Raw genomic sequence first — 13220 nt, forward strand, 5'->3', positions numbered from 1 at the left:
TACCACGCAGCGCGACGTGACATATTCCGTGTGTGGCGACCGTCGGCTTCCTGCACGTGGCGGCGGCCCATGTCCACGCGGCACGCCGGCTGCTGGCCGAGCACGCGCCGGGCGTGACCGACGTCCACGTCGTGGACCGCACGCTGCTCGACCCGACCGGAGACGTCCGCACCCGGATCGCCGCGCGGGTCGGCGAGCTCGTCGGCCGTGACGTCGACGCCGTGGTGTGCACCTGGCCCGCGCTGCTCGGCGACGTCGTCCGCGTGGCCCGTGAGCGCGGGATCGCCGCGGTCGGCATCGAGGAGCTCGCCGCGACCGCCCCCGTGGAGACGCCCGCCCTCACCGCGTGAGGGTCAGTGGTCGATGAGGTGCCAGGTGACGAGGTCGTGGATCTCCGCGGCCTGCTCCTCGCCGCGGCACGCGACCTCGTAGAACGTCCGGCCGATCTGGATCGCGACCGTGCGGGAGAAGATCGGGTCGTCCTCGGTCGAGACGAACGCGACGGTCGTGATGCGGCTGTACGGCGCCGTGATGAGCGCGGCCCGGGCCCCGGGGAACGCGGTGTCGAGCAGGATCACGCGGCGGTTGGTGAGCCCGCACAGCGCGATGGCGCTGTCGCTCGCGTACACGCCGTCGATGTGCTCCTCGGGCATCAGGCTGTCGCGGATGACGTCGTACTGGACGCTCTCGTCGAACCGCGGGAGCCGCGCCGCGAGGGGGTGCGGGCGCCGCGTGTGGTGGGGCGCGGTGCCGGGGCGGGTCGGGTGCGTCATCGACGGCATCGTCCTCTCTCCTTCGAGACGGAGCGGGCTGGCCGTCTCCCGACGGTAACGACCTTGCCCCGACACGCCCCCCGCGGGTGGTCACGGACACCGGCACGCGGCCGGAAAGCCGCATCCCGGGGGCCCGGACTGGGCCGAACGGACCAGAGGGCTGGTCAGCAGTACTCGAGGAGCAGGTGCTGTCCCCAGCGCGCCATCGACAGCGGCCGCACGGTCTCCGGGTGCTCCTCGACCCACTCCCACACCGCGCGGAGCTCGGCGTCGTGGTCGAAGAGGTCGTCGAAGTAGACCAGGGTGCCCGGGCGGAGGTGCGTCTCGAGCCAGTCGAGGACCTCGCGGGTGCTCGAGTACAGGTCACAGTCGACGTTGACGACCAGCTCGTCGTGCTCGGGCAGCTCGCGCCCGGGGAGGGTGTCGGAGAACCATCCGAGCACGACCTCGACCCGCGGGTCGTCGAAGCGCGGGACGATCCCGGTGGCGAAGCTGCCCGCCGGGGCGTCCTGGTGCCAGTCGTTCGGCAGCCCGTCGAAGCTGTCGAACCCGACGAAGCGGGCGCCAGGCGTGGCGAGGTGCTCGCTCCACCACTGCAGGGTCCGGCCCTCGTGGACGCCGAACTCGAGGTAGAGCGGCCGCGGCGAGCGCAGCCGCTCGACGATCTCGGCGAACACGTCGAACCGGTCCCCGCGGTTGGGGACGTGGGCCTCCATCTGCCGGATCCAGTTGCCCTGCTCCAGCGCGCCGAGGGCGGTGCGCAGCCCCGTCAGCTGACGGGTCGAGAGCTGGCGACCGGCCGCGACGAGCAGCCGACGGGGCTGGATCGGGTGCAGGCGGCGGGCGAGACGGCGGCCGAGGTCGCGGGCGAGGCCGCGCGAGATCCGGCGCGGAGGCGCGAGTGCGGTCGTCGATGACATTGACAGGAAACCGTAACGTGCCCGCCCCCGCTGCGGGCGACCCGTCTCAGCCGGTGGGCTCGAGGTGCAGGCTCACCGAGTTCATGCAGTACCGCTGGTCGGTGGGGGTGCCGTAGCCCTCACCGCTGAAGACGTGGCCCAGGTGCGAGTGGCACGTGGCGCACAGCACCTCGACGCGGGTCATGCCCATCGCGCGGTCCTCGCGCAGGATCACGTTGTCGTCGGCCGAGGGCGCGTAGAACGACGGCCACCCGCAGTGCGACGCGAATTTGGTCTCGGAGCGGAAGAGCTCGGCGCCGCACGCCCGGCACGAGTAGACGCCTTCGGTGAAGACCTCGTCGTACTCGCCGGTGAACGGGCGCTCGGTGCCCGCCTGGCGCAGTACCTGGTACTCCTCCGGGGAGAGCTGCTCGCGCCACTCGTCGTCGGACTTGCTGACCTTCGGGGCGCCGATCGAGGAGTCACTGCTCATGCACCCAGGCTAATACGCCGCGCACCCCGTCCGACGGCTCAGAAAGCGGCGCCGAGCACGACCTCGAGCGCCTCGAAGATGACGAAGCCGGTGCCCAGGAGCACCAGGGCCACGAGCACGACCGCGGCGAGCCTGCGCGCCCCACCGGCACGGTTGGCCGACTCGGCGAAGTCGCGGACGCCGGCCAGCTGCCCCTCGACCGTGAACGCCGGCGGGCCGACGCGCTCCATGCGGTCCAGGTGCGCGGCGAAGGCCCGGGCCTCGGGATCGTCCGGGTCCAGACCGACGAGATCCTCGGCGAAGCGCCCCGGCGGACCGGTGTGATCCCCGTCGCGGGGCATATCGGGCGAGGTCATCGCGCCACGGTAACCCGCGGGTCTTCACGGCGGGCCTACCCTGGTGCCATGAGCACGGACACCACGGCGACCACGACGCTCGACGCGCAGTTGTGCTTCGCGCTGCACGACGCGTCGCGGGCGATCGCCGCGTCGTTCCGCAAGGGCCTCGCCCCGCTGGGCCTGACGTACAGCCAGTACGTCGTGCTGCTCGTGCTCTGGGAGCACGGGCCCACCACCATGGGCCGGTTGTGCCGCGAGCTGCACCTCGACAGCGGCACGCTCTCGCCGCTGCTGCAGCGTCTCGAGGAGCGCGGCCGGGTCGTGCGCCGGCGCCGCCCGGAGGACGAGCGCACCGTCGAGGTCACGTGCACCCCGGAGGGCGAGGCGCTGCGTGAGCCGGTGTTCGCGGTCCAGCAACGCGTGCGGGCCGAGACCGGCATGGAGGAGGAGGACCTTGCACGCCTGCGCCGCGAGCTCCAGGCGCTGGCCGACCGGCTGCGCACCGCCGACGAGAGCATCGTGACCGGCGAGGGCTGAGGGCCTAACCTGCCGCCGTGGCGAAGTCCCCGGCCGAGGAGATCGACGTCGACGGCCTGACCGTGCGCGTCACCAACCCCGACAAGATCTACTTCCCGGACCGGGGGATCACGAAGCGGCAGGTGGTCGAGCACTACGTCGCGGTGCGCGAGCCCCTGCTCGCCGTCCTCTACGAGCGCCCGACGCACCTCAAGCGGTTCGTCGACGGCGTCACCGGCGAGTTCTTCTACCAGAAGCGGGTGCCCAAGGGCGCTCCCGAGTGGGTCGACACCGTCGAGGTCCGCTTCCCCAGCGGGCGGCCCGCCACGGAGATCTGCCCGACGCGCACCGCGGTGCCCGCCTGGGCGGCCAACCTCGGCACGTTCGACTTCCACCCGTGGCCGGTGCGCCGCGGGCAGGTCGACCAGCCCGACGAGCTGCGGATCGACCTCGACCCGCAGCCGGGCACCGACTTCGCCGACGCCGTGCGGGTAGCGGGCGTGCTGCGGGAGGTCCTCGACGACGCCGGGCTGCACGGGCGTCCGAAGACCTCGGGCGGGCGCGGGATCCACGTGCTGGTGCCGGTGCGCCCGGAGTGGGACTTCGTCGGCGTGCGCCGCGCGGTGATCGCGCTCGCCCGCGAGGTGTGTCGACGCATCCCCTCGGAGGCGACCGTGGACTGGTGGAAGGAGGAGCGCGGCGAGCGCGTGTTCCTCGACTACAACCAGGCCGCCCGCGACCGCACGATCGCCTCCGCGTGGTCGGTGCGCGGCACCCCGCGGGCCACGGTGTCGATGCCGCTGGCGTGGGACGACCTCGCCGACGTCGACCCCGACGACTTCGACGTCCTCACCGCCGCCGGCGTGCTCGCGGACCGGGGTGACGCGCTGGCGGGACTGCACGACGACCCGGGCAGCCTCGAGACGGTCCTGGAGTGGGTCGAGCGCGACCAGCGCGACCACGACCTGGGCGACCTGCCCTATCCGCCGGAGTACCCGAAGATGCCCGGCGAGCCCAAGCGGGTGCAGCCCAGCCGGTCCCGCGCGGACACGACGGGCAAGACGGTCAGCTGAGCGCGCGAACCACGCGGCTGTAAGTCACCGGAACGGCCAGTCGTCACACGCGACACTCGCCCCCCACGCGTCCCGTACGTGATCGTCGATCTCCAGAGGATCGGGAGGCGCCCGCCGTCCCGTCCGGCGGCGGGAGGCGCGCGGTGTCCGGTGCTGTGGGTCGTCACGTGGTCGGGACGCTCGCGTTCCTCCTCGCCGTGGGCCTCGTGCCCGTGCTCGCCGCGGCGCCGGACGGCGTCCGTGTCACCCTGACGGCGGCCGGCACACCGTCGCCGACGCCTCCCACACCGGACCCCCGGTCGCGGTACGACGAGGGCTTCGAGCCCCCGCCGCCGACCGACCCGACCACGCCCACCACCACGACGCCCACCACGACCACCAGCCCCACCACGACGACCACGCCCGGGGAGCCGACCACGTCGCCCACACCGACCCCGCCGCCCGAGGACCCGGCCACCGCGTACCCGAACGACCGTGGCGGACCGGTGGTCCCGGTCGGTCCGCGCCAGCTCTTCCGGGGCGACTACGAGACCGGCGACTTCAGCCAGTGGGACATCTGCCAGACGGCGACCACCAACTCGCGGTGCGCCGGCTTCGGGCAGGGGGACCGGACGATGCGGATCGTCACCGACGACGTCCGCCAGGGCCGGTACGCCGCGCGGTTCGACGTCGCGCCGGGCGACGTCCCCGACTTCGGCGGCGGCGAGCGGGCCGAGGTGCGCTCGGACGCCGACGGCGTCGTGGTCCACGACGGCGACGAGCGCTGGTACCAGTGGTCGATGAAGTTCCCGGCGGACTTCCCGAACCCGACCGGCGTGTGGTTCATCGTGATGCAGTGGCACGCGGGCTCCGGGTCACCGCCGCTGGCGATCACCGTCAGCAACGACGGTGACGTGCAGATCGGCGGCGACGGGTTGAAGAGCGAGCCGCGCCGCACGCTCGGGCCGGTCCGACGCGGCGAGTGGGTCGACTACACCCTGCACGTGAGGTTCTCCCGCGACCAAGACGCGGGCTTCGTCGAGGGCTGGGAGAACGGCGTCGCCACCGTTCCCCGCGAGGCCCGGGCGACCATGACCAGCGACGAGAACTACCTCAAGCAGGGCGTCTACCGGGACACGGGCCCCGCGACGTGGGTGCTGCTCGACGGGCTGCGCGTCACCGGGCCCTGAGACACCGATTCCTTCCGGTCCCGTCCCGGGTCCACCCAGGAGGGAGGCACGCCCGCCTCCGTTCCCCGGCGACGAAGGGCCCGTGACCATGCGCGCGCTGCAGCAGACCTCCCTCGACGGACCGCAGGACATGCACCTGGTCACCGACGCGCCGACGCCGGTCGCGGGTCCGGGCGAGGTCCTCGTCCGCGTCGTCGCGGCGGGGGTGAACTTCGCGGACGTCGCGAAGGCCCGTGGCACGTTCGGGGACGGCCCCCGTCCCGTGTACACCGCCGGCTTCGAGGCCGCCGGGGTCGTCGTCGCGCGGGGCGAGGGCGTCACCGGTCCGGCGGCGGGGAGCCGCGTCGTCGGTGTCGGCGACGGGGCGTTCGCCGAGTTCGTGGTCCTGCCCGCGGCGGCGGCGATGCCCCTGCCCGAGGGCTGGACCGAGCAGGAGGCACTGGGTCTGGTCGTGAACTGGCCGACCGCGCTGGCCACCCTCGGTCCGCTCGGCGGCCTCACGGCGGGGCAGACGGTGCTGGTCCACGCCGCGGCGGGCGCGACAGGGCAGGCGGCGGTCGTCGCGGCGAAGCACCGTGGAGCGGTCGTCCTCGGGGCCGCCTCGCCGGAGAAGCACGGCGTCGTGCGGGACCTGGGCGCCGACCACGTCCTGGACGCGCGCGGCGCCGACCTCGCCGCCGAGGTCCGGGACCTGACCGCGGGCGCCGGCGTCGACCTGGTGCTCGAGTCGGCGGGCGGTGCGGTGTTCGCCGCGAGCCTGGCCGCGGCGAAGCGGGTGACCGGCCGCGTCGTGGTCACGGGCTCGGCGGGTGGTGAGGCGACGCTGACGACCCGGGACCTGGTCTACCGGCACCCGGTCCACGTCGTCGGGTTCAACCTGGGCGCGCTGATTCGGGCCGCTCCAACGGTCTTCGGCGAGGTCCTGGGCGAGCTCGCCGGGCTCGTCGCCGCCGGCGTCGTGCCGCCCGGCCGGCCCACCGCGTACGACCTGGCTCCTGCGCGACGTCCTGGCGTTCTCCGCGTCCGAGACCGCGGAGGTCCTGGGGACCACCAGCGCGGCGGTCAAGAGTGGCCTGCAACGAGCCCGGGCGCGGCTGGCGGAGGTGGCACCGGATCCCGCGGACCTGCTCGGCCCCGACGACGAGCGCGCCCGCGCGCTGCTCGACGGGTACGTCGCGGCGTTCGAGCGCTCGGACGTCCGCCTGCTGGAGCTGGTGCTGCGCGCCGACGCCACGCTCGAGGCGACCCCGTTCCGCGACTGGCAGTCCGGTCGCGGGACGTGCCTCCACGTGCTCGGGACCTACGTGCTGGGCGCTCCCGGCCGCTGGCGGATGCTCCCGACCCGCGCCAACGGCCACCCCGCCGCCGCGGTGTACCGCCGGCGCGCCGACGACGTGCTCCGCGCGGACGGGGTCGTCGTCCTCGTCCCCACCGCCGCGGGCGTCGCACGCGTCGTCGAGTTCGGGGACCCCGCCCTCGTCGCGGCCTTCGGCTTCCCGGACGTCCTCACGCCCTGAGACGTCTTGACCATGCCGCAGCGGCATGGTGTCGACTGGCCGCATGTCCGAATCGGAGAAGCTGAAGCGCTTCCGCTGGCGGTCCCGGGACTTCACGCCGGAGGAGCTCGAGGAGGCGAGGCAGGCGTGGCGCAAGGCCATGCCGTGGGACCACCCGATGTCGCGCGGCGACAAGGTCCTGGTGTTCGCGACGCTCGGTGTCGTCGTCCTGATGGTCGCGTCGATGCCGTTCCGGCCGTTCCTGCTGGCGTCGCACCCGGTCGCCCTCAGCGCGGTGACCGGCAGCCTCTCCGCGATCGGCTCGGGCGCGGCCTTCGCCAGGATCGGGCAGGGCGACCTCTGGCTGGTGATCGTCGCGGGCGTCGTCGGGATGATCAAGTTCGACTGGCTGTTCTGGCTCGCCGGGCGCCGGTGGGGCACGCGGATCCTCGAGCTGTGGGCGCCCGGCGAGGTCGCGCGGCGCTTCGTGGCGCGGATCCGGTCGGCGCCGCGCTGGGCGATGGCGCTCGCCGTCGTCGGGGCGGCCCTGCCGGGGGTGCCCGCCCCGGCGGTGTTCGCCCTGGCCGGGCTGGGCCGGATGCGGCTGGTCCCGTTCCTGGTGCTCGACGCGGTCGGTGCCGCGCTCGTCGCCGGCCTCGGCTACGGCGTGGGGCAGAGCGGCGTCGACGTGGTGCTCCTGATCGATCAGTACGCCCTGTGGATCACGCTGTCGCTCGTCGCCGTGGTGACGGTCCGGGCGAGCGTCCGGGCCCACCGCGAGAGCAAGGAGCCGCAGCGGGCTCCCGAGGGCGACGAGCCGGAACCCGCTCCGGAGGGCGCCGGCTCCGGGTGAGGACCCGTGTCCCCGGGACACGGGTCCTCGTCAGCCGAGCGAGCCCGTCGCCCCGTCGTCGCGCACGATCGCCCCGCCGTCGTCCGCCCAGGCCCGCAGGCCGCCGCCGAGGCTGACGGCGTCGACGCCCGCCTCGGTGAGCGCGGCCGCGGCGCGCGATCCGCGGCCGCCGCCGCGGCAGGTCGTGATCACGGATCGGTCGCCGAACTCGGCCGGGTCGAGGTCGCCGAGCGGCCGGTGGAGGGAGTCCGGGGCGTGGCCGGCGCCCCACTCGTCGGGCTCGCGGACGTCGACGAGGACGGCCTCGCCGGCGTCGAGACGTCGGCGCGCCTCGGCGGCATCGATCTCGGTCATCGGTCCTCCTCGAGGTGGGTCGCCGTCAGGAACATCCGCTGCCAGGCATCGACCAGGTGCTCGCCGACCGCCGCCGCCGACCAGCCGCGGCCGTGCACCAGCAGCGTCCAGTACTCGGGCCCGTTCATGCTCCAGATGATGTCGGCGACGGCGTCGTCGGTGAGCTCGGGGCGCAGCTCGCCCGTACCGCGGAGGTCGGCGGCGAAGAGGCGCATGTTCGCGGCCCGCCGGTCGCTGATCTCCTGCCAGAGCGCCGCGGAGTCGGCGTCGGCGCCTGCGGCGTCGCGCAGGGCGAGGTACACCGGAGCGAGGCGGACCTGCAGCGCGACCAGCCCGTCGACGTAGGCCTGGATCTTGTCGCGGGCGGTGGTGGCCGTCTGCACGCGGGCGACATAGTCCCGCTGGAGCGCGGGCACGGCGTGGTCGGTGCCGGAGATCGCGCTCTCGAGGACCTCGCGGAGGAGCGCCGGCTTGCGGCCGACGGTGGCGTAGACCGTGTCGACCGCGACGCCGGCCCGGCGGGCGACCTCGGCGACCGCGGTCGCCCGGTAACCGTCGCGGACGAACAGCTCGCGGGCGGCCCCGAGGACGGCACGGCGGGTCGCCGCGGCCTGCTCCTCGCGGCGGGGGGAGTGGTAGCGCCGGGTGGACCGCCGATCCCGGGCGTCGCTGGTCGCCAGCGCCTCGCTCCTTCCTCGATTTCACCCGAACGTACATCGGACGGATTGACAGGAGCAACGCGCCGCGCCAACCTCTGTTCATCCGAACGAGGTTCGGGTCAACACAGGGGGGTCCGATGCCCACGACGAGCACCGCCGACGACCGCGTGGTCGCCCGCGCCGCCGGAACCGGCCCCGCCACCTGGGCGATGGGCATGTTGCTCGAGCGCCTGGTCGGCGGCGAGGACACCGGCGGCCGGCTGTCCGCCTCGGTCGTCAGCCAGCCGCCGGGTCAGGCGAGCCCGCTCCACGTGCACACCCGGGAGGCGGAGGCGTGGTTCGTGCTCGACGGCACGATCACCTACCGGGCGGGCGACGAGCTGACGCGGATGGGTGCGGGCGACTTCATCTACCTGCCGTCCGGGGTGCCCCACGCGTTCCGCATCACGGGAACGGCCCCGGCGCGGTTCCTGGCACTCGCACTGCCCGGGGGACTGCTCGACGTCTACGACGAAGTCGGCCGCCCCGCCACCGAGCGGCGTCTGCCGGACGGCGGGGTGAACCCCGCCGACCTGGAACGCTGGATGGAGGCCGGTCCGCGGTACGGGCTCCAGGTGGTGGGTCCGCCCCTCACCCCGCAGGAGGCCTGACCCGGTCCCATGACCTGCGAGGTCATCGACGCCGTGACCTCGCCGGGGTGTGCTGTGAGCATGGACGGCACACCCGGATTCCGGTACGACGCCACCCTGCGGGCGGTCATCCGGGCCGACGCGTTCCTGTCGGCCGCGGTGGCACTGCTCGGGATGCTCAGCCCGGTGCTGATCGTGCTGCCGGTGCCGCCCACGGCCGTCACCGCGATCGGCGTCGCCGCCATCGCGGCGGCACTCGTGCTGGCGGCGCTGGGCGCCGTCACCGCGGTGTTGCTGGCGGCGCGGATGCGGGCCGGGCACGGGCACGCCCCGCCGGGGCTGCGCCTGCCGTTGCCCGCCGGGATGAGACCGGACCTGGACGGTGTGCCGACGCCCTGACGCCGCTCAGGCCGGGGAGTCCGGCGTCGTCGTGCTGGGCGTCGTCGTGCTGGGTGGCGTGCTCGTGGTGGACGGTGGCGTGGACGGTGGCGCCGACGTGGACGTCGACGTGGGCGGGGTGCTCGAGGAGGTGGAGCCCGCGGACCCAGACGACGTCGACGGATCGGCGGCGAGCGCCTGGAGCTGCTCGGGCGTGCCGTGGAAGACGTCCTGGTCGCCGGGCAGGGGCCCGGAGTCGCTGTACTGCCAGAACGTCTCCTGCTCCCAGCCGGCCGGCAGGGTGCCCACGTCCTCGTCGTAGTGGGCGATGAACAGCGGGTTGTCGCCGAGCGCGTCGGAGTTCCCGGTGCACGCGCTCCACCAGCGCAGGCTGGTGTAGATCGTGGGCAGGCGGTGGGTGCGGGCGGCGACGGTGTCGGAGAACGACCGGATCCACGCCACCATGTTCTCCGGCGACATGCCGTAGCACTGGTCGCCGTAGGGGTCGTCCTCGATGTCGAGCATCGGCGGCAGGGTCCGGCCGTCCCCGCTCGGGGCCCCGCCGTGGTCGAGGAGGTAGGTCGCCTGGGTCGCGGCGTCCGAGCGGTCCGGCAGGGCGAAGTGGTACGCGCCGTGCAGCATCCCCGTGGCCGCCGCCCCGTCGTACGCCGAGGAGAAGTCGTCGTTCTGGAAGTCGGTGCGATCCGATGCCACCTGGGCACCATCGACCACACGGGTCCCACCTGTCACACACGACCCGGCCTCGTCATCCGGACGGGTCGCCACGGTCGTGCGGGACGGGAGACCCGCCGCGCCGCCCGGGCGCGATGGGACCCCCTTTCCCGGCGCGTCTCCTACGCGGCGTTGACCTTCGGCATGATGTCGTTGTTGATCCGCTTGAGGTCGTCGAGCGTCTTCGACACCGGCACGTCGGTGAACGGCGGCCAGATCAGCGGCATGGTCATCCCGGCTTCCTTGTAGGCCTTGAGCCGGTCGGTGAGCTGCTTCTCGGTGCCCACCAGCAGGTTGGACGGCACGCCGTTGTCGGTCTGGTCGGTCTCCGCGTCCGTGATGACCGTCCAGATCATGCTGCAGATCTCGAGGTCCTTCGACCGCTTCGGGCTGCCGATCTCCTCGAACTGCTGGTCGATGGCCTGGATCCACTTCCCGAGGCCCTCGGGCGAGTCCTGGATGCCGATCCAGCCGTCGAGGTCGTACTTCGTGATGCGCTTCGCCGAGCGCAGCGGGTCCTTGAGCCCGCTCATGAAGATCGGCGGGCGGGGCTGCTGGAGCGGCTTCGCGCCGAAGCCGCACCGGTCGAAGTCGGCGAACTCGCCGTGGAACTCGAAGAGGTCGTTCCCCCACACGCCCTGCAGGACCTCGATCGTCTCGCGGACGTGCTTGTGCCGCTTCGGGAAGATGTCCGTCGCGCTCGCGGCGGCGAACTCCTCGGGCATCCACCCGGCCCCGAGGCCGACGTTGAGGCGGCCGTTCGAGAGGTGGTCGATGGTCGCGAGCTCGGCGGCGAGCACGCCCGGCGCACGGAACGGCGTGTCGATGATGCTCTGGCCGATGCGGATCCTCGAGGTCCGCGCGGCGAGCCACGGGAGCAGCGGGTAGCCCTGGAACCACTGCCCGCGGGCGGCGACCGGCAGGGCGTGGGGGAGACCCTCCATCATGCCGAAGGTGTGCTGGAGCTGCTCGTTGTCGGACGCCTCCGGCACGACGATGCGGTCCAGCGTCCACACCGAGTCGAACTCGAGCTCCTCGGCGAGATCGGTGAGATCCTCCAGCTCCTTGATCGTCACCTCGGTGCGGAAGTTCGGCAGGTACAGAGCGAGCTTCATCAGGCTACGGCCTCCTCGCCGGGCGTGTTAGGCGGATCACATTCCGCTGTGAGGACGCTGCCGCACCCGTCGATCCGACGCAAGCGTCGTGCGCAACCGACCCCTGGCCCGGGCAGGACGGCGACCGGCATGATCCTTCGGTGACCACGACCGGCACGCCCGGGACCTTCGCCCACCTCTGGCAGGACGCGGTCGCGCGACACGGCCGCCGCCCCTTCCTCGTGTTCCGCGGCGAGGACGGCCGGGTCGACACGTGGACCTACGACGAGTTCGACCGCGTCGTGCGCGACACGATGGCGCTGCTGATCGCCCACGGTGTGGTCGAGGGCGACGCCGTGCACCTGTGCCTGCGCAACTGCCCGGGGTTCATCGCGCTGTGGCTGGCCTGCGCCGAGCTGGGCGCCTGGATGGTGCCCGTCGACCCGGCGTCGAGCAGCCGCGACATCGAGACCCAGCTGGCCCGCGTCTCGCCGAAGGTCGGCTTCCACGCCGCCGCGCGCGCCGACACGTACCGCGCCGGTGCCGAGGGCTCGAGGGTGCGGGTCCTCGCGCTCGAGGAGACCGCCGTCGACGTCCGGGCGGGCGGGCGGCTGCGGGCCGGCGACGGCCGGACCGTCGACGAGGACCCCGTCGCGCCGGAAGCCCGCCTGGCCGTGATGTTCACGTCGGGCACGACCTCGCAGCCCAAGGGCGTGGTGCTCACCCAGGCCAACTACCGCTACGTCGCCGAGGCCATGGCGGCCGCGGCGGGCCTCGAGGCGGACGACCGGTGGCTGGTGACGCTGCCGCTGTTCCATGCGAACGCCCAGTTCTACTGCTTCGCCTCCGCGATCGCGGTCGGCGCCTCGGTCGCCCTGACCGCGGCGTTCTCGGCGAGCCGGTGGGTCGAGCAGGCGACCGAGCTCGGGGCGTCCCACGCCAGCCTCTTCGCCGCCCCGGTCCGGATGATCCTCGCGCGTACCCCCGAGGGCACCACCTGCCGGCTGCGGCACACCTGGTTCGCGCAGAACCTGGGGCCCGAGCACCACCGCCGGTTCGGCGAGCTCACCGGCGTCCTGCCGCGCCAGCTCTACGGCATGACCGAGACGACCGCGATCGTCACCGCGGACCGCAGCGAGCCGCCCGCCCCCGACCTCATCGGCGAGCCCATCGCCGGGCGCGCGGTGCGCCTCGTCGACCCGGCCACGGGCGAGGAGGCCGGCTCCGGGACGCCGGGGGTGATCACGCTGGCGGGGGAGCGGGGCGTCGACCTGTTCCGCGAGTACCTCGACGACCCGGCGGTCACCGAGCGCTCCTTCACCACCGACGAGCAGGGCGTGACCTGGTTCCGCACCGGCGACCTCGCCGTGGACACCGGGGGCGGGGCGCTGCGCTTCGTCGGGCGGGTCGACGACGTCATCAAGGTCGCCGGCGAGAACGTCAGCCTGACCGAGGTCGAGGCGATCCTCGCCCAGGCCCCGGGCATCTTCGAGGTCGCCGTCCTGGCGAGGGACGACGAGGTCCGCGACCACGTGCCCGTCGCGTACGTCGTCCCCCACGACCCGGCCGACCCACCCGCACTCGACGACCTGGCGGCCTGGGCCGCCGAGCGGCTCGCGCCGTCGGCACGCCCCCGCGAGTGGCACCACATCGAGAGCCTCCCGCGCACCAGCGTCGGCAAGGTGCGCCGGTTCAAGATCGGGACGGACGCGGTCGGCTGAGCCGCGGGTGCTTGCCGACCGGGCCCGCCCGGCGGTCTGATGA

At 73.6% G+C, this 13220-nt stretch carries 17 protein-coding genes and 2 pseudogenes; 10 read left to right on the forward strand and 9 right to left on the reverse strand.

Translation table 11 applies throughout. The features are described from left to right. Positions 1 to 32 precede the first annotated feature (32 nt). Complete coding sequence (locus QSK03_RS07495) at positions 33 to 350, forward strand: hypothetical protein (RefSeq protein WP_285649929.1); 318 nt, start codon at positions 33 to 35, stop codon at positions 348 to 350. A 3-nt stretch (positions 351 to 353) separates the two neighbouring features. On the opposite strand, the gene QSK03_RS07500 is transcribed toward QSK03_RS07495, so the two are convergent. From QSK03_RS07500 to QSK03_RS07515, 4 genes are all read right to left on the reverse strand, one after another. Next, complete coding sequence (locus tag QSK03_RS07500; protein WP_285649931.1) at positions 354 to 773, reverse strand: PH domain-containing protein; 420 nt, start codon at positions 771 to 773, stop codon at positions 354 to 356. Between the two features lie 164 nt (positions 774 to 937). Further along, positions 938 to 1693, reverse strand: a complete 756-nt coding sequence (locus QSK03_RS07505; protein ID WP_285649933.1) for a class I SAM-dependent methyltransferase — start codon at positions 1691 to 1693, stop codon at positions 938 to 940. A gap of 46 nt (positions 1694 to 1739) precedes the next feature. Further along, on the reverse strand, positions 1740 to 2165 hold the full coding sequence (gene msrB / locus QSK03_RS07510; RefSeq protein ID WP_285649935.1) for a peptide-methionine (R)-S-oxide reductase MsrB: 426 nt from the start codon (positions 2163 to 2165) through the stop codon (positions 1740 to 1742). Positions 2166 to 2203: 38 nt separating this feature from the next. Beyond that, positions 2204 to 2521, reverse strand: coding sequence for a hypothetical protein (locus QSK03_RS07515; RefSeq protein ID WP_285649937.1), 318 nt, complete (start codon positions 2519 to 2521; stop codon positions 2204 to 2206). Positions 2522 to 2569: 48 nt separating this feature from the next. Here QSK03_RS07515 and QSK03_RS07520 point away from each other — a divergent pair, with 48 nt between their 5' ends. From QSK03_RS07520 to QSK03_RS07545, 6 genes and pseudogenes are all read left to right on the forward strand, one after another. Beyond that, positions 2570 to 3040 carry a MarR family winged helix-turn-helix transcriptional regulator gene (locus QSK03_RS07520; RefSeq protein ID WP_285649939.1) on the forward strand — a complete coding sequence of 157 codons (471 nt, stop codon included), beginning with the start codon at positions 2570 to 2572 and terminating at the stop codon, positions 3038 to 3040. Between the two features lie 17 nt (positions 3041 to 3057). Further along, entirely contained in the window at positions 3058 to 4092 is a 1035-nt protein-coding gene (gene ligD / locus QSK03_RS07525; RefSeq protein WP_285649941.1) for a non-homologous end-joining DNA ligase, read from the forward strand. Between the two features lie 143 nt (positions 4093 to 4235). Further along, entirely contained in the window at positions 4236 to 5261 is a 1026-nt protein-coding gene (locus QSK03_RS07530; RefSeq protein ID WP_285649943.1) for a polysaccharide lyase family 20 protein, read from the forward strand. A 130-nt stretch (positions 5262 to 5391) separates the two neighbouring features. Further along, positions 5392 to 6201, forward strand: a pseudogene (locus tag QSK03_RS07535) (zinc-binding dehydrogenase); the annotation flags it as partial. Between the two features lie 163 nt (positions 6202 to 6364). Then, a complete protein-coding gene (locus QSK03_RS07540; RefSeq protein WP_285650097.1) occupies positions 6365 to 6778 on the forward strand; it encodes a sigma-70 family RNA polymerase sigma factor family protein in 414 nt (137 codons plus the stop codon). 43 nt (positions 6779 to 6821) lie between these two features. Further along, the gene (locus QSK03_RS07545) at positions 6822 to 7610 is read left to right on the forward strand and encodes a DedA family protein (RefSeq protein WP_285649945.1); all 789 of its coding nucleotides are present in this window, start codon (positions 6822 to 6824) and stop codon (positions 7608 to 7610) included. Positions 7611 to 7640: 30 nt separating this feature from the next. On the opposite strand, the gene QSK03_RS07550 is transcribed toward QSK03_RS07545, so the two are convergent. The 3 genes and pseudogenes from QSK03_RS07550 to QSK03_RS07560 all read right to left on the reverse strand — a co-directional run. Then, positions 7641 to 7964 carry a rhodanese-like domain-containing protein gene (locus tag QSK03_RS07550; RefSeq protein ID WP_285649946.1) on the reverse strand — a complete coding sequence of 108 codons (324 nt, stop codon included), beginning with the start codon at positions 7962 to 7964 and terminating at the stop codon, positions 7641 to 7643. Further along, complete coding sequence (locus QSK03_RS07555) at positions 7961 to 8380, reverse strand: hypothetical protein (protein ID WP_285649948.1); 420 nt, start codon at positions 8378 to 8380, stop codon at positions 7961 to 7963. The genes QSK03_RS07550 and QSK03_RS07555 overlap by 4 nt, the downstream gene beginning before the upstream one ends. A gap of 45 nt (positions 8381 to 8425) precedes the next feature. Beyond that, positions 8426 to 8644 (reverse strand): annotated as a pseudogene (locus QSK03_RS07560) (TetR family transcriptional regulator); the annotation flags it as partial. A gap of 116 nt (positions 8645 to 8760) precedes the next feature. On the opposite strand from QSK03_RS07560, the gene QSK03_RS07565 reads away from it, so the two are divergent. After that, positions 8761 to 9273, forward strand: a complete 513-nt coding sequence (locus QSK03_RS07565; RefSeq protein WP_285649950.1) for a cupin domain-containing protein — start codon at positions 8761 to 8763, stop codon at positions 9271 to 9273. Positions 9274 to 9333: 60 nt separating this feature from the next. After that, positions 9334 to 9651 (forward strand): hypothetical protein, encoded by a 318-nt coding sequence (locus QSK03_RS07570; protein ID WP_285649952.1) that lies wholly within the window; start codon positions 9334 to 9336, stop codon positions 9649 to 9651. Between the two features lie 6 nt (positions 9652 to 9657). Here the strand turns inward: QSK03_RS07570 and QSK03_RS07575 are convergent, their stop codons facing one another. Next, a complete protein-coding gene (locus QSK03_RS07575) occupies positions 9658 to 10344 on the reverse strand; it encodes a GH25 family lysozyme (protein WP_285649954.1) in 687 nt (228 codons plus the stop codon). A 140-nt stretch (positions 10345 to 10484) separates the two neighbouring features. Further along, positions 10485 to 11477, reverse strand: coding sequence for an LLM class flavin-dependent oxidoreductase (locus QSK03_RS07580; protein ID WP_285649956.1), 993 nt, complete (start codon positions 11475 to 11477; stop codon positions 10485 to 10487). Between the two features lie 140 nt (positions 11478 to 11617). On the opposite strand from QSK03_RS07580, the gene QSK03_RS07585 reads away from it, so the two are divergent. Next, positions 11618 to 13177, forward strand: coding sequence for a class I adenylate-forming enzyme family protein (locus tag QSK03_RS07585; protein ID WP_285649958.1), 1560 nt, complete (start codon positions 11618 to 11620; stop codon positions 13175 to 13177). Positions 13178 to 13220: the final 43 nt, after the last annotated feature.

The sequence above is a fragment of the Actinomycetospora sp. NBRC 106375 genome, assembly GCF_030269665.1.
GTDB lineage: Bacteria > Actinomycetota > Actinomycetes > Mycobacteriales > Pseudonocardiaceae > Actinomycetospora.